The organism is Bacillus sp. LJBS06, from assembly GCF_016924995.1.
Classification (GTDB): Bacteria; Bacillota; Bacilli; order Bacillales; family Bacillaceae; genus Bacillus; species Bacillus stercoris.
Map to the genome: position 1 here is coordinate 1,207,954 of NZ_CP070483.1, position 22,049 is coordinate 1,230,002.

Sequence of the window (22,049 nt, forward strand, 5' to 3'; positions counted from 1 at the left end):
GAGCCGTTTTTTATGTCTAGTTTAATTCATCAACAAGCGTTCTGATTGCCATTTCGCGATCAACATTGTCTGAAATCGCAATCGGCGTAATATCGATGGCGAGAATGATCAGTATCAGGGCACCGGCTGCAGCAACATAAGAAACATAATAGAAATAGTTAGCGGTATCAACAGTGTTGACAAGCTCGGCCTGAACTCTGGATGTATCATCCTTGGAAGCGGCGATTTCCTTTGCAGCTTCTACTTTTTCTTCAACGATTTGACCTGCTTTTTTCAGCAGTTCATCCACTTTCAATGCATCTTTGCTGTAAACAGCTTTCTTCAGGTTGTCAAAAAAGTCAGCATCCTCTTTTTTAATATCAGCGACAACCTGATTGGCAAAAGCCTTTGCCTGTTTTGTGTTGAGTTTGTCTGTCATCGCTTTATTAAAGACCTCTGGAAGCTGTTTGCCAACTTCCCCTTGGGCAAACACAAACCCTTTAAAAATTTCCTCACCTGAATACTCAAGCTGCTTTGCCTGGGCCACACTTTCTTGCTGCTTCACCAAAAACACAGTCGTCACCAATACAACCGACAAAAATACTAGAAACGCCTTCTTCAAACTGAAACCTCTCCCTTCTTTTGTTTTTTATTCCACAACAGTCTGCGAATATATGTAAAGTGAATCGTGGAATCGATAGGTGTGAGATACAATATCAAAATGCCGGCCATGATAAGCGAGAAACTGATCAGACCCAGCATGACTGCAAAAATCTCATGCATAAAAACAGCGATGATCAAAATAAATCTCCAATGCTTCTTCGGCGCAAACAGCGCCGCGAAGATGACGATTTGAACCAGCAGCGTCCCCCATGTCGGAATCACCACGAACGGGCTTGTTACAATTGGCTTTGTTAACGCCTGAAAAAAGCCGTTGAAGCCGATGGTTTTTTCCTGGGCGAAATAATAGACGGCTGTTCCGTCCACCCATTCCTGCTGAGACAGCTTAGCGACGGTAGAGTGAAAATAAAGCACCGCCACTTGAATTCTGATCACAAAATAAGAAATAAAAGCTGTTATTTTTCCAAGTGTTCTTTTGCCCTCTAGAGGCCTTGTGCTCCAATGCCATTTTCTCGGATCGGTCAGCGTGATGGGAAGCAATAAAAAGGTCATGACAGCTGCTGCCTGCTCGCCTCCGTCGATGACGATCAGCGATGACTGCAGGCTGTAACTGACATACCAATGCAGAACCCCGGTGATTCTGGGGCGCCAGCCAATGACAACAAGCACCAGAATGGCAATGCAGACCCATCTGAGAAGATTTAACATCATATAGTTATTTTCGCCGAGGCAAAAGAGACTGAGATTCATTTTACAAGCAGGATAACTGCTGATTCCGCTGGCTGGCTTCATGATGAGGCTCGGGTGATTGATGAGCAGCGTCAGCAGGCTGGATAGCGCAATGATGCTTCGCGCGAGGCCGTATACATTCGTCCACGGGTTTCTATCGTCCCAACTGGTGATGGTCTTTTTTATGTTTTCGAGCATGAGATCACAACCTTGACTATGCTTTTTACCTGATAAGACGAAGGGGTGTATTTAGAATAGCTCCAAGGTACAATATCCTCTTTCGTCAAATAGTAGCTGCCGCAAAGCAGCGGGCGGGGAGCGGGTGTTTTTAATTGCACGGTTTTTGCTTTGCTTTTGCATGCGCCGAGGTTCTTTTCTTTGCATGCGGTCCACTGTTCCTTGCCGACTTGGCTGTAGATCACGCCCATTTCAACGCCTTGTGACCGCCCATAACGATACAGGCCGAATAGGTTATCTGCCCTCATATTAGGCCATCTGACCTTGGCGCTGGCATCTTCAGCCTTATATAAGCCGATCGAAGTATCGCGCGGATTTTTGCTGAAAAAGCCCCAGCCCTGAGGAAGGATGCTGGACATGAGAAATTTGGAGTCCTTTGTCAGCGGGATCGGGGTTGTCCCTAAGCTGCCAATAATAGAAAACAGAAATATCGAACCCCAAAGGACTGAAAAAATGATAAAAAATGATATCGATTTCTGCATTCGACTGCTCCTTTTAACCTGAAGAATCGTTTTTACACTTTTCATAATATAAAAACATTTATGTAATAAAAAGGTTAAAAAGTATGAGAAATTCCATTTTTGCCAAAAGAAAAAACAGGACATTTTACACTGCTATATATGATTGATATATAGTGGTTTTTTCGATATATTGAAACCATGAAAACGAATCAAGTGAATGACCGCTGGATAGTTCAATTTCGAAAAGGGATTTTTGAGCTGGCCATCCTTTCCCTTCTGCGATCTAAACCGATGTACGGTTATGAGCTGACGTCATCCTTAAAAACCACCTCGGCGCTCGCTATTTCAGAGGGAGCGATTTATCCGATTCTGAAACGAATGACCGAGAAGGGATGGATCGAATTTTTTTGGGAAGATTCACTGGACGGCCCGAAAAGAAAGTATTACAAAATGACGCAAAAAGGAGAAGAAATGTTAAAAGAACGGCTGGAAAAATACCTGGAAACCCATCAAGCCTTACTGTCTTTATCGGGGGATTTGCTATGAATGCCCAGCATATCATTGACCGGTACATGGAGGAACTAAATGCAGAGCTGGCGAATATGCCTGATGTAGAGAGAGAAAACGCTATCGACGAATTAAAGGGGCATATCACCGCTTTCGTTCAAGACAGAATCAAAGCCGGCCATAGTGAAGAGGAACTGCAGGAAGCTATTGAATCTGAATTTTCTCATCCGAAGGAGCTTGCCGAAGTGATGATGGGTGATGGGAAAGAGCTGAATAGGAGGAGGTCTTTATTGGGCAAAAGCTGGCTTTCGGTTCTTCTCATTGTCGCGATTATCGACCTGCCGCTGCTGCCGCCCGATTTCAGACATCTGCCGCTGGCTGTTTATTTAGCGGTGCTCGCCGGATATGTATGGAAGCGGAAAAAATTGATGATGTTTGCCGGCGTCAGAAAAAACAAAATGCGCTCTCAAAAGGAGATTGTCACGATTTCGCGAGTCGGTGCGGCTTATCTGCTGTTTTTAGCAGTGCTGCTTCTTTTGAGCCCGTTCCTCAAGGCGTTTGTCGTCCTGCTGCTGATTGCAGTAAGCTGCGCCGCTTTTTTTCTTTTTCTAAACATCAAGTAATGTGTAGGAGGCTGTAAGATGGAAATCAGCATCAATTATCTATTAATCGTCATCGCGCTCTTATTCTTTGTGGTTGCCTATTTTGTCGGGATCAAAAAACAAACCTGGATGCTGGCCGGATTTAACGAGGCGCGCATACGGGATAAAGATCGGCTGGCCAGAATAGCAGGCTACTTTTTCTTGAATTCCGGTTTGTTTATTTTGCTGAATAGTTTTATCTCATTTCAAGGCCAGGAGCAGCTCATACCACCGCTTATACTGGCATATGGCGCAGGGGTTATAATTTATGTCAATAAAAAATTAGTAGAGTAGATAAAGAAGGGCAGAGCGAAATATCTCTGCCCTTCTTTTTTTGGGAAAATAAGAACGAAGCACCACATACAAGTTTTTGTATTTTTGATAGGATGAAGAAAAATGATAGATTCCAAAATAGGAAGGATGTGGTGTTTTGCGCAATCTGACTAAGACATCTCTATTACTGGCCGGCTTATGCACGGCAGCCCAAATGGTTTTTGTAACACATGCCTCAGCTGATCAAAGCATCAAATACGACCATACGTATCAAACCCCTTCATACATCATCGAAAAGCCATCACAGAAGCCGGTACAAAACACAACTCAGAAAGAATCGTTATTTTCCTATCTTGATAAGCATCAATCGCATTTTAAGCTCAAAGGGAATGCGAACAGCCATTTTCGTATTTCAAAAACCATAAAGGATCCAAAAACAAAACAAACGTTTTTTAAATTAACGGAGGTTTACAAAGGAATTCCGATTTACGGCTTTGAACAAGCGGTCGCGATGAAGGATAACAAACAAGTGACAAGTTTCTTTGGAAAGGTGCACCCGCAAATCAAGGACGTCTCTGTCACACCGTCTATTTCTGAGAAAAAAGCAATACGTACAGCGCAGCGTGAGCTCGAGGCTGCCATTGGGAAAATCAAATATCTTGATGGGGAACCAAAGGGCGAATTATATATCTATCCACACGACGGGAAATTCGCTCTTGCCTATCTTGTGAGACTCTCGACATCTGAACCTGAGCCTGGCTATTGGCATTATGTCATCGATGCCAATAGCGGAAAGGTCATCGAGTCCTTTAATGCCATTCATGAAGCGGCAGGTACAGGAATCGGCGTGTCAGGCGATGAAAAAAGCTTTGACGTCACAGTACAGGATGGGCGCTTTTATTTGGCCGACGAAACAAGGGGAAAAGGGATCAATACGTTTGACGCGGAGAACCTGAACGAAACCTTGTTTACGCTTTTGTCTCAACTGATCGGATATTCGGGCAAAGAAATAGTCAGTGGCACTTCCGTATTTAATGAACTTGCGGCTGTAGACGCGCATGCAAATGCGCAAGCCGTTTACGATTATTACAGCAAGACATTTGGCCGTGATTCTTTTGATCAAAACGGAGCAAGGATTACGTCTACCGTGCATGTCGGCAAACAATGGAACAATGCAGCGTGGAACGGCGTCCAGATGGTGTACGGTGATGGAGACGGTTCAAAATTTAAGCCGCTGTCCGGATCGCTCGACATTGTCGCGCATGAAATTACACACGCAGTCACACAGTATTCCGCCGGCCTATTATATCAAGGAGAACCCGGTGCATTAAATGAGTCCATTTCCGATATTATGGGCGCAATGGCTGACCGTGATGATTGGGAAATCGGCGAGGATGTCTATACTCCGGATATTGCAGGAGATTCATTGCGGTCGTTAGAGGACCCATCTAAGCAGGGAAATCCAGATCATTACTCGAACCGCTACACAGGAACAGAGGATTATGGCGGAGTCCATATCAATTCGTCCATCCACAATAAAGCAGCTTACCTTCTGGCAGAAGGAGGCGTGCACCACAATGTGCAGGTTGAAGGGATAGGGCGTGAAGCATGTGAACAAATTTACTATCGGGCTTTAACATATTATGTAACGGCATCTACCGATTTCAGCATGATGAAGCAAGCGGCGATTGAAGCCGCCAATGATTTATACGGTGAAGGATCGAAGCAATCAGCTTCAGTCGAAAAAGCGTATGAGGCTGTCGGCATTTTATAAGCAAACAAAAACAGTCAGGGCACAGAGTCTGACTGTTTTTGTTTGCTCATTTTCTTAAAAAGAATATCGCCAATGTACCTGGACCGGCGTGCGAGCCGATTGCAGAACCGATAGAATGCATAATGATTTCTTTCGGCTTGAAGGCTTCCTCAATCAAGTGTTTCATGTCCGTGGCTTTTTCTTTGTTCGCGGCGTAGCTGATCCCGATGGTTTGATTGCTCCAATCATCCCCGCGCTCTTTCATAAGCTCGATGATCCGTTTGAAAAGTTTCTTCTGTCCGCGGATTTTTTCCAGCGGCACAAGCTTGCCGTCCTCCATTTGAAGCAACGGTTTTATATTCAGCAGGCCGCCGACAAAAGCGGATGTTTTGGATATCCGGCCGCCCCTTGCGAGATATGTTAAATCATCAACGGTAAAAATATGTTCAAGCTGGTTGCAAAAGTTCTTTACAGACGTTTCAATTTCTTGTATTGTATTCCCGTTGATACAGAGATCGGCAGCATGCCGGACAGCCAGGCCGTATCCTAATGAAGCGCATTTGGAATCAATGACCCGTAAATCGAAATCAGGGAATTCCTCCTTCACTTCATTGGCGATCATTACAGCTGTCTGATACGTGCCTGAGAGACCTGAGGAAAAGGCAATGTAAAGAGCGGGATCACCTGTTTCGGCATATTGCGAAAATACATTTTTAATCGTTTGCGGTGAGGCTTGGGACGTCTTGGGCGTTTCTCCATTTTGCATCGCTTCAAATATTTGATCCGCATGAATTGTGACTGCATCTTCGAATTCTTTATCGCCGAGTGAAACCCTGAGCGGAATAAAGCCAATGCTTTTTTCTTCAAAATAAGAACGCGGCAAATCAGCTGCGCTGTCAGCGATGAGATGAACTGTCATATTGCTTCCCTTCTTTCCGTTATCGCTCGTTATCATGAGAGTTTAAGCCAACTATATCATATTAATTTGCCAAAATCGTGTTCAAATATTTGTTTTAAGGGAAAACATAATAAAGAAGAAAGAGCGGAGGAACATGCCATGGTACTAGATCAAACAAAAAAATTACTCATCGTCATCATCGGCGCTTTACTCAATGCAGCCGGGCTGAACTTATTTTTGATTCCGGCAGATGTATATGCCAGCGGATTTACAGGTGTCGCCCAGCTTTTATCAAGCGTCGTTGATCAATATGCCCCCTTTTACATATCGACGGGAACGCTCTTGTTCCTCTTAAACATTCCGGTCGGTATTTTAGGATGGCTGAAGGTCGGCAAATCGTTTACGGTGTACAGCATTTTAAGTGTCGCACTCACTACTCTGTTTATGGGGATCCTGCCGGAAACAAGCTTATCACATGATATTTTGCTGAACGCGGTGTTCGGCGGCGTCATTTCAGCGGTCGGTATCGGCTTAACATTAAAATACGGGGCTTCGACAGGCGGGCTTGATATCGTCGCCATGGTCCTTGCAAAGTGGAAGGATAAACCCGTCGGCACGTATTTCTTCATTCTAAACGGGATTATCATCTTGACGGCAGGATTATTGCAAGGTTGGGAGAAAGCATTATATACCCTGGTTACACTATATGTGACAACGAGGGTGATCGACGCCATTCACACCCGCCACATGAAACTCACGGCGATGATCGTGACGAAAAAAGCGGACGAAATCAAGGAAGCCATTTACGGAAAAATGGTGCGCGGCATCACAACTGTTCCGGCAAAAGGAGCTTTTACGAACGAACAGAAGGAAATGATGATTATCGTCATTACGAGGTACGAACTGTACGATTTAGAGAAAATCGTCAAAGAAGTTGATCCGAAAGCATTTACGAACATTGTTCAAACGACAGGGATTTTTGGTTTCTTTAGAAAAGACTGACGAAAGCAGGTGGAAGTCGTGAAACGGCTGCTTGTGATGCTCCTCCCCGTGCTGTTTTTGATAGGCTGCGGGAAAGATGAGCAGACAGAACCCGATAAGGAGGTATCAGGCGGAATGGAGAATCAAGAGGTTGTTTTATCTGTTGACGCAATTCAGGAGCCTGAACAAATCAAGTTTAACATGTCGCTGAAGAACCAAAGCGAACGTGCTGTCGAGTTTCAATTCAGCACAGGGCAAAAATTTGAACTTGTCGTGTATGATTCTGGGCACAAAGAAAGATACCGTTATTCGAAAGACAAAATGTTTACGCAGGCTTTTCAAAACCTGACACTTGAACCCGGAGAAACATATGATTTCTCTGATGTGTGGAAGGAAGTCCCTGAGCCCGGAACCTATGAGGTAAAGGTGACATTTAAGGGCAGGGCGGAAAATCTAAAGCAAGTTCAGGCTGTTCAGCAGTTTGAAGTCAAATAAGAGGCTATGGCGAATCGCCATAGCCTTTTTTTATTGCAGTTTGTCCAGCTGATTTTGGAATTGATGCAGCTGGCGACGTTCCGCATCTGTCGAATTGGCATACGCAGAAGATACAGCATTTTTGGCTCTCAGAATCGCTTGCTCCTGATCGCCCTCCTCAAAGCCGTTTGTCACCATGACCGCCTGTTGAACAAATGATTTTGCCTGCTGAAACAGTTCGTTTCTCATTTAATATTCAACCTGTCTTTCGGCCGAGTCTCGTGCCGCGGCATGCTGGTGAGCTTCTTCTAAAGTAGACCGATATGGAAATCTTGCGGCGTGTAGCCCGATGGAGTCTTTACCCTGCTGAATAAACCTTCTGGATTTGCTTCGTTTACCCATTTTGAGACTGCCCCCTTCCATACTTTGACGAGATGAGTCGTCTTCAATAGTATGGTGGGGTAAAGTAAGGTTTATGAGTGGGAAAAATTAATACGGACCGTCTTTAAAGTGAGAAATGTTCTTTCAAAAACCTTGCCACGCCGTCCTCTTCATTTGCAGCCGTTGTTCGGTTTGCAATCTGCTTGACCGCGTCAATTCCATTTCCCATTGCGACGCCGCAGCCGGCAAATTCAAGCATTTCCAAATCGTTATCCTCATCTCCGAAAGCGATGATCCGCTCTCTCGGCACGCCGTAAAAATCGCTGATTTTCTGCAGGCCGACCGCTTTATTCATGCCGCTTTTGATAATTTCAATGACATGCCACGGAGCGGCCCATCTTCTATGGTCGATCACCTCGGCATGAACATCCGATAAATAAGAGCGTATTGCCGGCACATCTTCTTCTTTTGCATGGATGAGTACGGACGTCACATCTTCACCGAGATTTTCCCGCAAGTCTCCGACCGTTACATTTGTTGTGTTCATGTTAAAGACATCAATCAGGTGCTCATCATGGTAATGGAAGTATACGTCATCAATGACTTCAGCAAGCACGTTATGTACGTTGTAGCTCTCGCTGATATCCACGAGCTGTTTGACAACATCAAGCGGGAGTGACGTATGATACCGTCCCCAGCTGTCGTCCAGCGGATGATGGACAAATGCTCCATTAAAATTGACAATCGGCGTTGTCAATTCCATCTGCTGGTAGTACATAGAACTTGAACGGTACGGACGCCCTGTTGAGATGCAGACATAATGCCCGCTATCTTTTAGGTGCTGTATCGTCCGAAGAGTGTTTTCTGATATGGTTTTATCATCCTTTAATAACGTTCCATCTAAATCTAATGCGATTAAATAGGGTTTTGTCTCCATGAAAAGCTCCTTTAACCTTAGATTTTGCTTGTTTTCCCTTACTTACAGTGTAGCTTTTTACCATCTTTATTGTCTACATGTTACACTTATGATTATGGTTATCCTAAGGAGGGCACATTGTGATACAAATTGAGAATCAAACCGTTTCCGGTATTCCTTTTTTACATATTGTAAAGGAAGAGAACAGGCACCGCGCTGTTCCTCTCGTATTCTTTATCCATGGTTTTACAAGCGCGAAGGAACACAACCTTCATATTGCTTACCTGCTTGCGGAGAAGGGCTTCAGAGCCGTTCTGCCGGAGGCTCTGCACCATGGTGAACGGGGAGAAGAAATGGCTGTTGAAGAGCTGGCTGGCCATTTTTGGGACATCGTCCTCAACGAGATTGAAGAGATCGGCGTGCTTAAAAACCATTTTGAAAACGAGGACCTTGTAGACGGCGGCCGCATCGGACTCGCAGGCACGTCAATGGGCGGCATCACAACGCTTGGCGCTTTGACTGCATATGATTGGATAAAAGCCGGCGTCAGCCTGATGGGAAGCCCGAATTACGTGGAGCTGTTTCAGCGGCAGATTGATCATATTCAATCTCAGGGAATTGATATCGACGTGCCGGAAGAGAAGGTACAGGAGCTGATGGAACGTCTTAAAACGCGAGATCTCAGCCTTCAGCCGGAGAAACTGCGCCAGCGGCCGCTTTTATTTTGGCACGGTGAAAAAGATAAAGTCGTGCCTTACGCGCCGACCCGGACATTTTATGAAACGATTAAATCCCATTACAGCGAGCAGCCGGAACGCCTGCAATTTATCGGAGATGAAAACGCCGACCATAAAGTCCCGCGGACAGCAGTGTTAAAAACGATTGAATGGTTTGAAACGTATTTATAAAGCACTACGTTATTAACAAGGGCTTAATTTACGTTATACTGTAGAAAAAAGGAGTGAGGGAACGTGGAAGAAGCATTAAAAGAAAACATCATGGGCGCCCTGGAACAGGTTGTCGATCCTGAGCTTGGCGTTGATATCGTGAATCTTGGCTTGGTATATGACGTTGATATGGATGAGGACGGCTTAACGCACGTGACGATGACGCTGACATCGATGGGCTGCCCTTTAGCGCCGATTATCGTGGATGAAGTGAAAAAAGCATTAGCGGACCTTCCTGAAGTGAAAGAGACAGAGGTTCACATTGTATGGAATCCGCCTTGGACAAGAGATAAAATGTCCAGATACGCAAAAATTGCGCTTGGCATTCAATAAAACAAAAAAGGACAGCCTGATATGTGAGGCTGTCCTTTTTTACAGCTGAAAGGAGTGAAAGGAAATGATGTACCTGCTTGCTGTTTTGTGCCCGCCGCTTGCTGTTTTGTTTTCGGGAAAACCGTTTCAGGCCTTGCTTAATCTCATATTGACCTGTATCTTTTGGCTGCCGGGCGCGATTCACGCCTGCTTTATCGTCGCCGACCGCCGTGCCGAAAAACGGGCAAGAAGATAATATGGAAAAATGAGGGCGCAGACATGGTATAATGGTTGTAAAAAAACAGCAGGGAGAGCACTATGAAAAAGAAATTGCTTGCATTCGCGCTTTGTATTGGCGCGTATGCGGCCCTGTTTGCGTACTCTGTGCACTCAGAGCAAAAAACAGACACAAGCGAGATGACGGATGTCAGCCGCCTGATGCCTGTGAAAATAAAGCAGACAGTGAAAGGGCAGGAAGAGGAAACACTCCTTGACACAGTCAAAGAGGCAAACCGAAAAAACATAAAAATTTCAATCGCCGGTGCTCAGCACTCCATGGGCGGCCATACATATTATGAGGACGGCATCGTTCTCGACATGACAGGCTACAACAAAATCCTGTCACTCGATAAAGAGAAGAAAACCATCAGAGTGCAAAGCGGTGCAACGTGGAATGACATCCAGAAATACGTGAATCCATACGGACTCGCGGTAAAAGTCATGCAGTCACAAAACATCTTTACAATTGGCGGCTCTCTCAGCGCTAATGCCCATGGACGTGATATCCGCTACGGCTCGCTGATTGATACAGTCAAATCATTTCGGCTTTTAAAAGCTGATGGGACAATTATCACCGTCACTCCAAAAGACGAGTTGTTCACGGCAGTCATCGGAGGGTACGGTCTTTTTGGTGTGATTCTTGATGTAACGCTTGAACTGACGGATGATGAGCTGTATGTCATGCAGACTGAAAAAATGAATTACAACGCATACGCAGATTATTTTACAAAGCACGTAAAAGGAAATCCAGAAGTCCGAATGCATCTGGCGCGAATATCAACAGCGAAAAAAGGATTTCTGAAAGACATGTATGTCACGAATTACGTATTGGCTGATCAACAGGATCAGCTGACTTCATACAGCGATCTCAAAGAAGATGAATATACGGGAGCCACAAAGTTTGCACTCGGTTTGTCAAGGCGGTATGAATGGGGAAGGAATTGGCTGTGGGGCACGCAGCAATCCTATTTCCTAAGCCAAAACGGCACAGAGATCTCACGCAATAATGTCATGCGGTCCGAATCAAAATTTCTTGAGTATGAAAACAATGACAACACAGATGTTCTGCAAGAATACTTTGTGCCTGTGAAGGAGTATACGGCTTATATAGACGATCTGAGACAAACGCTGTCGGGCGAAGATCTCAACCTGCTGAACATTACGATCCGCTACGTGCAGAAAAATGAAAAGGCCGACCTTTCCTATGCGAAGGATGATATGTTTTCGCTCGTGTTATTAATAAATGAGGGCTTTTCAAAAGAAGACCAGGCAGATACTGCCCGAATCATCAGGCGCATGACAGACGTTGCTATCAAGCACGGCGGCAGCTATTATCTGCCTTATATGACCTACCAGACAAAGGCGCAAATGAGACAGGCATATCCGAAAAGCGAAGCGTTTTTTCAGAAAAAACGAACCTATGACCCGGATGAACGCTTTATGAATTACTTTTATCAGAGGTATAAATAATGGGGAAAAACAAATTAAAATGGCTGACATTATCACAAAGCAGCGTGTTTTTCGCAAGCAGCTTAATCTTTCCGTTTTATATACTGTTTGTGAAAAATATCGGCTCAAGCTACACGCAGTTCGGTTTTTCCTACGGATTGTTCGGGCTTAGCGGCGCGCTCATTTATCCGCTCCTCGGACGGCTGTCTGAAAGGTTTGACAGCCGTTATTTTCTGCTTGCGAACTCTTGGGGGATGGCTGTTCTGCTTTTATATGTCCCGCATATCGGAAGCGTCGTTCACGTGTATATCGTCCAAGTGCTGTTAGGGCTCTTTGGAGCGATGCAAAAGCATGGAGAAAAAGTGCTGATAGCTGATTTTACAGACAGTGGAGAACGTGGAAAGAAGATCGGGAATTACCATTTTTGGACAGCTGTCTTTTCAGCAGCAGCCATTATGCTCGGGGGTTTTCTCGCTGACTTTTTCACAGTGCAAATGATTTTTTATGCAAGCTCTATTCTATATTTTTTGAGTGGATTGATGATGATGAAAACAGGCTGACGCGGTCAGCCTGTTTTTGTATGCGCCTGAAAAGAGGCGTCATATCAACATTTTTTGGTGTGGATGTGTTGATTTTTTTGAGCGGAATTTCCATTGAACAGAAAATTTATAAATGAATAAAAATATTAAATATACGATTGAATTAATTTTTATTCATGTTATAATGTTAAATAATTTCACAAAGACCAAGAGGGTGAACTTGTTTTGAAAATAGGAATTGTAGGTGCTACAGGGTATGGAGGCACCGAACTTGTCAGGATTCTTTCGCATCATCCTCATGCAGAGGAATGCATACTTTATTCATCCAGTGGAGAAGGAAATGTCTATAGCGAGGTTTATCCTCATCTTATCGGCTTAGCGGATCAGAGGCTGAAGCCAATTGATATGAATACGATCAAACACGAAATAGATATCATGTTTCTTGCTGCGCCGCCCGGAGTATCAAGTGAATTGACTCCGAAGCTGGCAGATGCGGGAATTCCGGTTATTGACCTGTCAGGTGATCTGAGGATACAAGAGCCTGCTGAATATGAAAAATGGTATAAACGGACAGCGGCACCGAAGGCGGTGATTCAAGAGGCGGTATACGGTCTCGCAGAACTGAATCAAAAGCAAATTCAACAGGCGAAACTCATTGCCAATCCGGGTTGTTTTCCAACAGCTGTTTTGCTTGGACTCGCGCCTTTAGCTCAAAAGAAACTGCTCGATGAATCTTTCGTTATCGTTGACGCGAAGACCGGGGTTTCCGGAGCGGGAAGAAAAGCATCCATGGGCACTCATTTTTCTGAGCTGAACGACAATTTTAAAATTTATAAAGTCAATGAACATCAGCACACGCCGGAAATTGAACAGGCGCTGAATGAATGGCAGCCAGGTCTCGGGCCCATTACATTTTCGGCTCACTTGGTTCCGATGACAAGGGGCATCATGGCGACGATGTATACGCAATTAACCTGTGATTTATCGGCAGATGACCTGCATAACCTATATTCGGAATTTTACCAAGATTCATATTTTGTGAGAGTGAGGCCAAAAGGTCATTATCCGCAAACGAAGGAAGTGTATGGCAGCAATTTCTGTGATATCGCCGTGACCCTCGACGAGAGAACGAACAGAGTCACGATCGTCTCGGTCATCGATAATTTAATGAAGGGTGCCGCTGGTCAGGCAGTGCAAAACTTTAATGTAATGAATGGCTGGAATGAAGAGACCGGTCTCGCCATTACGCCAATTTATCCATAGAACGGGAGAGAATCGAACCATGATTCAGTTAAGTGAAGATCAAATTGTAAAAGTAACAGGTGATGTGTCCTCGCCAAAAGGATTTCAGGCAAAGGGTGTGCATTGCGGGCTGCGCTACTCGAAAAAAGACCTCGGCGTCATTATCAGCGAGACTCCGGCCGTAAGTGCAGCGGTTTATACCCAAAGCCACTTCCAGGCTGCGCCGATCAAAGTGACACAAGACAGCTTAAAGCACGGGCCAGCCTTGAAAGCCGTCATCGTCAACAGCGCCATTGCCAACGCCTGCACGGGAGAACAGGGACTAAAGGACGCATACACAATGCGGGAGAGCTTTGCTTCACAGCTTGGCATTGAGCCGGAGCTTGTCGCTGTTTCTTCAACGGGCGTCATCGGCGAACATTTAGACATGGAAAAAATTCAGGCGGGGATCGGGCTGCTGAAAGAAACACCTGCGGGATCAGGAGATTTTGAAGAAGCGATTTTAACAACCGATACGGTGATTAAGCAGACGTGCTATGAGTTGGCAATCGGCGGCAAAACAGTCACGATCGGCGGAGCGGCTAAAGGCTCAGGGATGATACATCCGAACATGGCCACGATGCTGGGATTTGTGACAACTGACGCGGCAATCGAAGAAAAAGCGCTGCAAAAGGCGCTTCGGGAAATCACTGATGTTTCATTTAACCAAATCACAGTTGACGGAGAAACATCCACGAACGACATGGTATTGGTTATGGCGAATGGCTGCGCCGAAAACGAGTGCCTGTCAGAGGATCATCCAGACTGGCCGGTCTTTAAAAAAGCGCTCTTGCTCACTTGTGAGGATCTGGCTAAAGAGATTGCCAGAGACGGAGAAGGCGCGACAAAACTAATTGAAGCCCAAGTACAGGGAGCGAAAAACAATCTTGATGCAAACGTCATTGCCAAAAAGATTGTCGGCTCAAATCTCGTGAAAACGGCAGTATACGGAACAGATGCCAACTGGGGGCGGATCATCGGAGCCATCGGACACTCCGCAGCTCAAGTGACGGCAGAAGAAGTAGAGGTTTATCTTGGGGGCCAATGCCTGTTTAAGAATAACGAGCCTCAGCCATTCTCTGAATCTCTCGCCAAGGAATACCTTGAAGGAGATGAAATCACCATTGTCATCAAGATGGATGAAGGAGACGGGAACGGAAGAGCGTGGGGCTGTGACCTGACCTATGACTATATCAAAATTAACGCGAGCTATCGCACGTAATAAAGGGGAGCATTATGAAGAAAATAATTGTCTTTAAATGCGGGGGAAGTGTCATCCGCGAGCTGTCGGAGGAATTTTTTCAAAATCTGAAAGAGCTGACGGCGTCAGACTGGAAACTGGCGATCGTACATGGCGGCGGCCCGGAAATCACAAATATGCTGAAGCGGTTAAATATCAAAACAGAGTTTTCGGGCGGACAGCGGAAAACAACGAAGCCGGTGCTGGAAGTGGCGGAAATGGTTTTATCCGGTTCTGTCAATAAATTTTTCGTTGCAGAGCTTGCCAAACACGGACTGCGAGCCGCAGGCATTTCTGGTAAGGACGGCGGTCTTTTGGAGGCTGATTATCTCGATTCGGAAGCATACGGAGAAGTCGGAGAAATCAAAAAAGTCGATGCATCCATGGTGAACGCGCTGATGGAAAAGGACATCATCCCCGTTATTGCGCCGCTGTCTATGACAAGCGACTGCAAAACGCTGAATGTAAATGCCGATCTGGCTGCCTCAGCAGTTGCCGGAGCACTTGAAGCCGATAAACTGATGTTCGTCACAGATGTTGATGGAATCATGAAGGAAAAGCAGCGTCTGGACGTCCTGACCCCTGAAGAGATTCAGACGCTAATCGAGCAGGAAGTGATCACAGGAGGGATGATCCCGAAGGTCAATTCAGCCTTGTCAGCTTTATCAGATCAGGTGTCTGAAGTCATGATCGTAAACGGAAAAGGATCATTCTTCGCAGAACAAACCTTTCAAGGGACAAAAATCGTCAAAGCAAAGGAGGCTGTTTCATGAGCAGCTTGTTTCAAACCTACGGCCGCTGGGATATTGACATTAAAAAAGCAAAGGGAACGCATGTTGAGGATCAGAACGGCAAAACGTACCTCGATTTCATTCAGGGGATTGCGGTATCAAATCTAGGCCACTGCCATGAGGCGGTGACAGAGGCAGTCAAAAAACAGCTCGATAGCGTATGGCACGTATCCAACCTATTTCAGAACAGTCTCCAAGAGCAAGCGGCACAGAAGCTGGCGGAACACAGTGCGGGTGATCTCGTCTTTTTCTGCAACAGCGGTGCGGAGGCGAATGAAGGTGCGATAAAGCTCGCCCGAAAAGCAACTGGAAAAACAAAAATCATCACTTTTCTTCAGTCTTTTCATGGCCGCACGTATGCAGGGATGGCGGCGACCGGACAGGATAAAATCAAAACAGGCTTCGGCCCGATGCTTGAAGGCTTTCACTACCTTCCATACAACGATCCTTCTGTTTTTGAAGCTCTTGGGGCGGAAGACGATATTGCCGCGGTGATGCTTGAAACAGTGCAGGGAGAAGGCGGAGTCAATCCGGCGAGCGCTGAATTTTTAACAGCCGTTCAGTCATTTTGCAAGGAAAAAGAGGCTCTTCTGATTGTTGATGAGATTCAAACCGGCATCGGACGGACGGGAAAAGGCTTCGCATATGAGCACTTTGGACTCTCACCGGATATCATCACAGCCGCCAAAGGATTGGGAAATGGCTTTCCAGTCGGCGCTGTCATCGGAAAGAAACAGCTTGGAGAAGCGTTTACCCCTGGTTCTCACGGAACGACTTTCGGAGGAAATATGCTGGCGATGGCTGCTGTGAATGCCACATTGCAAATTGTATTCGAGCCTGACTTTCTGCAAGAGGCTGCTGACAAAGGAGCGTTTTTAAAAGAACAGCTTGAGGCGGAGCTAAAAAGCCCTTTTGTTAAACAGATCCGCGGTAAAGGATTAATGCTTGGAATTGAGTGTGATGGCCCGGTTGCTGGCATTATTGCAGAATTGCAAACATTAGGCTTGCTTGTATTGCCGGCCGGCCCGAAAGTGATTCGTCTGCTGCCGCCGCTCACCGTGACTAAGGATGAAATAGCAGAAGCTGTCAGCAAGCTGAAACAGGCAATCGCTCAGCATACCGCTGTAAACCAGTGATTTTTTTTCGATATAAAGGTATAAAAATTCATTTTTATAATTAATTATTCATCAAGAGGTGGGCTGTTAGATGGAAGGTTATTTAGTGTTAGAAGATGGGACATCGTTTAGCGGCGAGCTGGACGGTCATGAAAACTGCACGGGAGAAGCTGTTTTTTTCACAGGAATGACAGGCTACCAGGAAGTGCTGACAGATCCATCATATAAAGGGCAGATTATCGTATTTACCTATCCGCTGATTGGCAACTACGGCATTAATGAAAAGGATTTTGAAAGCAAGAAACCGCAAGTAAAAGCCGTGGTTGTCTATGAGGCGTGTGATCATTTTTCACATCATGAAGCGGTATACAGCCTCAAGGAGTATCTACAGAAATGGAACATTCCGCTGTTGACCCATGTTGATACAAGGGCTGTCGTGAAAAAAATCCGGGCAAATGGAACAATGGGTGCGACAGTCACAGCCTCTAAAGAAGAAGCAGAGATTGCCCTCCAACCAGAGAATGTGGCAGAGCAGGCTTCCGCACAGGAAATCAGCACATTTGGCGACGGGAATAAACATATCGCTCTCATTGATTTTGGCTATAAAAAGTCAATCGCATCATCACTTGTCAAAAGGGGCTGCAAGGTCACCGTGGTGCCGTATCAGCAAATGGAAGCTGTATACAATATAAAGCCGGACGGCATTGTGCTGTCGAACGGCCCTGGAGATCCGAAAGCCATTCATCCATATCTAGGGAAAATCAAAAGCATCATCAGCCGCTTTCCGACTCTCGGCATTTGTCTCGGGCATCAGCTGATCGCGCTCGCATTCGGAGGGAATACATTCAAGCTGCCATTCGGACACAGGGGAGCAAATCATCCGGTCATCGACCGTGAAACGAAACGGGTCTTTATGACAAGCCAAAACCACAGCTATGTGGTTGACGAACAGTCGATTAATGAAAAAGAGCTCACGATCAGATTTCATCATGTCAATGATACGTCAGTTGAAGGGCTTGCTCATAAAAAACTGCCAGTCATGAGTGTTCAATTCCATCCGGAAGCCCATCCCGGACCGGCGGAAAGCGAATGGATTTTTGATGATTATCTAAAGAATGTGATACCAGCAAGGAGAGAAATCGCGCATGCCTAAAGACACCAGTATTTCAAGCATATTAGTAATCGGATCAGGCCCGATCATCATCGGGCAGGCGGCAGAATTTGATTATTCAGGCACTCAAGGGTGCATCGCGCTGAAGGAGGAGGGCTACCGGGTAATTCTCGTCAACAGCAATCCGGCGACAATTATGACCGATGAAGCCTTCGCTGATGAGATTTATTTTGAGCCTCTGACAGCAGAAAGCCTGACAGCCATCATTAAGAAAGAACAGCCTGATGGGCTTCTTGCCAATTTAGGCGGTCAGACCGCGTTGAATTTAGCAGTGGAGCTTGAAGAAACGGGTGTTTTAAAGGAGCACGGCGTCAAGCTTCTCGGCACATCCGTTGAAACGATACAAAAAGGAGAAGACCGGGAAAAATTCCGTTCGTTAATGAATGAATTGAACCAGCCCGTGCCAGAGAGTGAAATTGTTGATAATGAAACCGACGCCATCCGGTTTGCGGAATCCATCGGTTTTCCCGTTATTATCAGACCTGCTTACACATTAGGCGGAAAGGGCGGAGGAATCGCCCCTGATAAAGAAGCCTTTACAGCTATGATTAAACAGGCGCTATTAGCAAGTCCGATCAATCAATGCCTTGTCGAAAAAAGCATTGCGGGCTTTAAAGAAATTGAATATGAAGTCATGCGTGACGGCAATAACACATGCATTACCGTCTGCAACATGGAAAATATCGATCCGGTCGGCGTGCATACAGGTGACTCTATCGTTGTGGCGCCTTCACAAACATTGACAGATGAAGACTATCAAATGCTGCGGACGGCTAGTCTGACCATCATTTCAGCACTTGATGTCGTAGGCGGCTGCAATATTCAATTCGCGCTTGATCCTTTCAGCAAGCAATATTACGTGATCGAAGTGAATCCGCGTGTCAGCCGGTCATCGGCTCTCGCATCTAAAGCGACCGGTTATCCGATTGCAAAGATGGCTGCGAAACTGGCAGTCGGATACACACTTGATGAGCTGAAAAATCCGCTCACAGGCTCAACTTACGCAAGCTTTGAACCGGCACTGGACTATGTGATCGTCAAATTTCCGCGCTGGCCGTTTGATAAATTCAAAAACGCAGACCGCAAGCTTGGCACAAAAATGAAAGCCACCGGTGAAGTGATGGCGATTGAACGGAATTTAGAAGCAGCAATACAGAAGGCAGCCGCGTCCCTTGAATTAAAAAATATCGGCACACACCTTCCAGAGCTCAGCGGCTTGTCAATTGATGCGCTATGGGAGTTGGCAGTCATTCCGGATGACCGCAGATTTTTCGTTGTCATGGAGCTGTTGAGCCGCAGCGTCTCGATTGATGACATTCATGCGAAAACAAAAATTGATCCGTTTTTCCTGTATACCTTTAACAACATCATCAAATTGGAAAACCGCCTGATGGAAGAGGGCGGCGATCTCTCTTTTGACTTATTGAAAAAAGCGAAGGAAAAGGGGTTCTCAGACGCAACGATTGCCTCGCTGATCGGCAAAACAGAGGAAGAGGTGCGCGCGTTTCGCAAGGAGATGGGCATTACACCTTCCTTCAAAATTGTCGATACATGCGCGGCTGAGTTTGATGCGAAAACAAACTATTTTTACTCCACATATTTCGGAGAGACCGATGGAGATATCAGCCGCAAAGAGAAAAAACGCGCGCTGATTATCGGATCGGGTCCGATTCGGATCGGCCAAGGCGTTGAATTTGATTACAGTGCGGTTCACGGCGTGCTGACACTGCAAGAACTTGGGTTCGAAACCATCATGATTAACAATAACCCGGAAACGGTCAGCACAGATTATGAAATTGCGGATCGCCTGTATTTTGAACCGATGACAACGGAGCATATTGTAAACGTGGCGGAGCAGGAAAATATTGATTTTGCAATCGTGCAATTCGGCGGCCAAACTGCAATCAATGCTGCTGAAGCACTTGAAAAAGCCGGCATTACCCTTCTCGGCACTTCGTTTGAAACGCTCGATGTGTTAGAGGATCGTGATCAGTTTTATCAGCTTCTTGATGAACTAGGATTGAAGCACGCAAAAGGAGAAATTGCCTATACAAAAGAAGAAGCCGCTTCAAAAGCCAGTGAGATTGGCTATCCGGTGTTAATTCGTCCATCTTACGTTATCGGCGGAATGGGCATGATCATTGTTGACTCGCAAGACCAGCTTTCTCAGCTGCTGAATGATGAGGACAGTATGCCATATCCGATTTTAATTGATCAGTATGTGTCTGGAAAAGAAGTCGAAATTGATTTGATTTCCGACGGCGAGGATGTCTTTATCCCGACATATACCGAGCATATTGAACGGGCGGGTGTCCATTCGGGAGACAGCTTTGCCATCCTTCCGGGACCATCAATCACAAGCGGGCTGCAGCAGGGCATGAAAGAGGCCGCACAAAAAATTGCCCGAAAACTTTCATTTAAAGGCATCATGAACATCCAATTTGTGATCGACAATGGAAACATACTCGTGCTTGAAGTGAATCCGAGAGCGAGCCGCACGGTTCCGGTCGTCAGCAAAGTAATGGGCGTGCCGATGATTCCGCTTGCCACACGTTTGCTGGCGGGTGCGTCCTTAAAAGATCTAAACCCGGCCGTTCAAAATCATCATGGAGTTGCCGTGAAGTTCCCTGTTTTTTCTTCTCATGCGATACAGGATGTGGATGTGAAGCTTGGACCGGAAATGAAATCAACGGGAGAAGGCATGTGTGTCGCATATGATGCCGACAGCGCCTTGAAAAAAATCTATACACGTGTCTGGAATCAAAAAGGAAGCATATACTTGCAAAACGGTCCGGAAGATGTGAAGGAATTAGCGGAAAACGCCGGTTTCACCGTTCATGAAGGGACATTTGCCTCTTGGATGGAACAGACAGGAAAATCGCTCCACATCAATCTGAGCGGTTCTGAAGAAGCGCGCAAAGAACGTCTGGAAGCCATGACGCACGGCATCACCGTCTTTACAGAAGAAGAAACCGTGCGAGCGTTTTTACAAAGCGGTTCAGGCCATCCGCAGCCTGTATCTCTCAAAGATCTCTATAAAAAGGAAGTGGCATCATGCACACAGTGACGCAAACCAGTTTATACGGAAAAGATTTATTAACGTTAAAAGATCTTAGTGAACAGGATATAAACGCCTTGCTTGCAGAAGCCGGTGAGCTGAAGCAAAACAAAATCCAGCCTATTTTCCATGGCAAAACCTTGGCGATGATTTTTGAAAAATCATCAACGCGGACCCGTGTTTCATTTGAAGCGGGCATGGCGCAGCTGGGCGGGAGCGCCCTCTTCCTAAGCCAGAAAGATCTGCAGCTGGGGCGCGGTGAGACTGTCGCTGATACGGCAAAAGTGCTGTCAGGCTATGTGGATGCCATCATGATCCGGACCTTTGAACATGAAAAGGTGGAGGAGCTTGCCAAAGAAGCTGATATTCCGGTGATCAATGGGCTGACGGATAAATACCACCCATGCCAGGCGCTCGCGGATCTCTTGACGATTAAGGAGATAAAAGGAAAGCTTAAAGGCGTAAAAGTCGCATACATCGGTGACGGAAATAACGTGGCGCACTCCTTGATGATCGGCTGCGCGAAAATGGGCTGTGATATCTCAATCGCTTCCCCAAAGGGATATGAAGTGTTAGATGAAGCAGCTGAAGCGGCAAAAACATATGCGCTTCAATCCGGCTCTTCCATCACGCCGACAGAAGATCCGATTGAAGCGGTAAAAGACGCGGACGTGATTTATTCTGATGTGTTTACAAGCATGGGACAGGAAGCGGAAGAGCAAGAACGTCTTGCTGTCTTTGCGCCTTATCAGGTGAATGCGGCGCTGGTCAGCCATGCCAAGCCTGACTATACATTTTTACATTGTCTCCCTGCGCATCGCGAGGAAGAAGTGACTGCGGAGATTATTGACGGGCCGAATTCTGCAGTGTTCCAGCAGGCGGAAAATCGTCTTCATGTGCAAAAAGCACTGTTGAAGGCCATTTTATACAATGGGGAATCATCAAAAAACTGCTGAGTCAAACTCAGCAGTTTTTTTGATGGCAACATATTCACAGCCGCTTAGGCGCATACTACA

Annotated in this window: 25 protein-coding genes; 18 read left to right on the top strand and 7 right to left on the bottom strand. The window is 45.9% G+C overall.

Features of this window, described 5'->3' with window-relative positions:
• Positions 1-16: 16 nt before the first annotated feature.
• The 3 genes from JQX68_RS06045 to JQX68_RS06055 are packed head-to-tail and all read right to left on the bottom strand — an operon-like array spanning position 17 to position 2,048.
• The gene (locus tag JQX68_RS06045; RefSeq protein ID WP_003244950.1) at positions 17-601 is read right to left on the bottom strand and encodes a sporulation delaying protein family toxin; all 585 of its coding nucleotides are present in this window, start codon (positions 599-601) and stop codon (positions 17-19) included.
• Positions 598-1,527 (bottom strand): sporulation-delaying protein SdpB family protein, encoded by a 930-nt coding sequence (locus JQX68_RS06050; RefSeq protein ID WP_040083476.1) that lies wholly within the window; start codon positions 1,525-1,527, stop codon positions 598-600. The genes JQX68_RS06045 and JQX68_RS06050 overlap by 4 nt, the downstream gene beginning before the upstream one ends.
• Complete coding sequence (locus JQX68_RS06055; protein WP_014663498.1) at positions 1,512-2,048, bottom strand: SdpA family antimicrobial peptide system protein; 537 nt, start codon at positions 2,046-2,048, stop codon at positions 1,512-1,514. Before JQX68_RS06055 ends, JQX68_RS06050 begins: the two co-directional genes overlap by 16 nt.
• A 177-nt stretch (positions 2,049-2,225) precedes the next feature.
• Here JQX68_RS06055 and JQX68_RS06060 point away from each other — a divergent pair, with 177 nt between their 5' ends.
• The 4 genes from JQX68_RS06060 to nprB all read left to right on the top strand — a co-directional run bounded on the left by JQX68_RS06060 (position 2,226) and on the right by nprB (position 5,222).
• Positions 2,226-2,573, top strand: coding sequence for a PadR family transcriptional regulator (locus JQX68_RS06060; RefSeq protein ID WP_003245674.1), 348 nt, complete (start codon positions 2,226-2,228; stop codon positions 2,571-2,573).
• Positions 2,570-3,157 (top strand): HAAS signaling domain-containing protein, encoded by a 588-nt coding sequence (locus JQX68_RS06065; RefSeq protein WP_147771742.1) that lies wholly within the window; start codon positions 2,570-2,572, stop codon positions 3,155-3,157. The genes JQX68_RS06060 and JQX68_RS06065 overlap by 4 nt, the downstream gene beginning before the upstream one ends.
• 18 nt (positions 3,158-3,175) lie before the next feature.
• The gene (locus JQX68_RS06070) at positions 3,176-3,469 is read left to right on the top strand and encodes a DUF3784 domain-containing protein (protein WP_003233021.1); all 294 of its coding nucleotides are present in this window, start codon (positions 3,176-3,178) and stop codon (positions 3,467-3,469) included.
• 136 nt (positions 3,470-3,605) lie between these two features.
• Entirely contained in the window at positions 3,606-5,222 is a 1,617-nt protein-coding gene (gene nprB, locus JQX68_RS06075) for a neutral protease NprB (RefSeq protein ID WP_147771743.1), read from the top strand.
• A gap of 46 nt (positions 5,223-5,268) precedes the next feature.
• Here the strand turns inward: nprB and JQX68_RS06080 are convergent, their stop codons facing one another.
• Positions 5,269-6,120: a DegV family protein gene (locus JQX68_RS06080; RefSeq protein ID WP_147771744.1), complete on the bottom strand. Its 852-nt coding sequence runs from the start codon at positions 6,118-6,120 to the stop codon at positions 5,269-5,271.
• A gap of 138 nt (positions 6,121-6,258) precedes the next feature.
• On the opposite strand from JQX68_RS06080, the gene JQX68_RS06085 reads away from it, so the two are divergent.
• Positions 6,259-7,101, top strand: coding sequence for a YitT family protein (locus JQX68_RS06085; protein ID WP_003245017.1), 843 nt, complete (start codon positions 6,259-6,261; stop codon positions 7,099-7,101).
• An 18-nt stretch (positions 7,102-7,119) separates the two neighbouring features.
• The gene (locus tag JQX68_RS06090; protein ID WP_345774687.1) at positions 7,120-7,575 is read left to right on the top strand and encodes a BsuPI-related putative proteinase inhibitor; all 456 of its coding nucleotides are present in this window, start codon (positions 7,120-7,122) and stop codon (positions 7,573-7,575) included.
• Positions 7,576-7,605: 30 nt separating this feature from the next.
• Here JQX68_RS06090 and JQX68_RS06095 read toward each other — a convergent pair whose 3' ends face one another.
• The 3 genes from JQX68_RS06095 to yitU all read right to left on the bottom strand — a co-directional run bounded on the left by JQX68_RS06095 (position 7,606) and on the right by yitU (position 8,872).
• Positions 7,606-7,803 (bottom strand): DUF3813 domain-containing protein, encoded by a 198-nt coding sequence (locus tag JQX68_RS06095; RefSeq protein WP_003233010.1) that lies wholly within the window; start codon positions 7,801-7,803, stop codon positions 7,606-7,608.
• Entirely contained in the window at positions 7,804-7,956 is a 153-nt protein-coding gene (locus JQX68_RS06100) for a hypothetical protein (RefSeq protein ID WP_003239346.1), read from the bottom strand.
• Positions 7,957-8,059: 103 nt separating this feature from the next.
• A complete protein-coding gene (yitU, locus tag JQX68_RS06105; protein ID WP_147771745.1) occupies positions 8,060-8,872 on the bottom strand; it encodes a 5-amino-6-(5-phospho-D-ribitylamino)uracil phosphatase YitU in 813 nt (270 codons plus the stop codon).
• A 119-nt stretch (positions 8,873-8,991) separates the two neighbouring features.
• Between yitU and JQX68_RS06110 the strand changes: the two genes are divergently transcribed.
• From JQX68_RS06110 to argF, 12 genes are all read left to right on the top strand, one after another.
• Positions 8,992-9,759 carry a prolyl oligopeptidase family serine peptidase gene (locus tag JQX68_RS06110; RefSeq protein ID WP_147771746.1) on the top strand — a complete coding sequence of 256 codons (768 nt, stop codon included), beginning with the start codon at positions 8,992-8,994 and terminating at the stop codon, positions 9,757-9,759.
• A 63-nt stretch (positions 9,760-9,822) separates the two neighbouring features.
• Positions 9,823-10,131 (top strand): metal-sulfur cluster assembly factor, encoded by a 309-nt coding sequence (locus tag JQX68_RS06115; protein ID WP_014663505.1) that lies wholly within the window; start codon positions 9,823-9,825, stop codon positions 10,129-10,131.
• A 64-nt stretch (positions 10,132-10,195) separates the two neighbouring features.
• The gene (locus tag JQX68_RS06120; protein ID WP_003232996.1) at positions 10,196-10,366 is read left to right on the top strand and encodes a YqaE/Pmp3 family membrane protein; all 171 of its coding nucleotides are present in this window, start codon (positions 10,196-10,198) and stop codon (positions 10,364-10,366) included.
• Between the two features lie 62 nt (positions 10,367-10,428).
• Complete coding sequence (locus JQX68_RS06125; protein WP_014663506.1) at positions 10,429-11,859, top strand: FAD-binding oxidoreductase; 1,431 nt, start codon at positions 10,429-10,431, stop codon at positions 11,857-11,859.
• Positions 11,859-12,398 (top strand): MFS transporter, encoded by a 540-nt coding sequence (locus tag JQX68_RS06130; RefSeq protein WP_014663507.1) that lies wholly within the window; start codon positions 11,859-11,861, stop codon positions 12,396-12,398. The genes JQX68_RS06125 and JQX68_RS06130 overlap by 1 nt, the downstream gene beginning before the upstream one ends.
• Positions 12,399-12,602: 204 nt before the next feature.
• Positions 12,603-13,640 (top strand): N-acetyl-gamma-glutamyl-phosphate reductase, encoded by a 1,038-nt coding sequence (argC, locus tag JQX68_RS06135; protein WP_147771747.1) that lies wholly within the window; start codon positions 12,603-12,605, stop codon positions 13,638-13,640.
• Positions 13,641-13,659: 19 nt separating this feature from the next.
• Positions 13,660-14,880, top strand: a complete 1,221-nt coding sequence (argJ, locus tag JQX68_RS06140; protein WP_147771748.1) for a bifunctional ornithine acetyltransferase/N-acetylglutamate synthase — start codon at positions 13,660-13,662, stop codon at positions 14,878-14,880.
• 14 nt (positions 14,881-14,894) lie between these two features.
• Positions 14,895-15,671, top strand: coding sequence for an acetylglutamate kinase (gene argB, locus JQX68_RS06145; protein ID WP_147771749.1), 777 nt, complete (start codon positions 14,895-14,897; stop codon positions 15,669-15,671).
• Entirely contained in the window at positions 15,668-16,825 is a 1,158-nt protein-coding gene (locus JQX68_RS06150; RefSeq protein WP_147771750.1) for an acetylornithine transaminase, read from the top strand. The genes argB and JQX68_RS06150 overlap by 4 nt, the downstream gene beginning before the upstream one ends.
• Positions 16,826-16,895: 70 nt before the next feature.
• Positions 16,896-17,957 carry a carbamoyl phosphate synthase small subunit gene (locus JQX68_RS06155; protein WP_147771751.1) on the top strand — a complete coding sequence of 354 codons (1,062 nt, stop codon included), beginning with the start codon at positions 16,896-16,898 and terminating at the stop codon, positions 17,955-17,957.
• Positions 17,950-21,042: a carbamoyl-phosphate synthase (glutamine-hydrolyzing) large subunit gene (locus JQX68_RS06160; protein WP_147771752.1), complete on the top strand. Its 3,093-nt coding sequence runs from the start codon at positions 17,950-17,952 to the stop codon at positions 21,040-21,042. Before JQX68_RS06155 ends, JQX68_RS06160 begins: the two co-directional genes overlap by 8 nt.
• A complete protein-coding gene (argF, locus tag JQX68_RS06165; protein ID WP_147771753.1) occupies positions 21,030-21,989 on the top strand; it encodes an ornithine carbamoyltransferase in 960 nt (319 codons plus the stop codon). Before JQX68_RS06160 ends, argF begins: the two co-directional genes overlap by 13 nt.
• Positions 21,990-22,049: the final 60 nt, after the last annotated feature.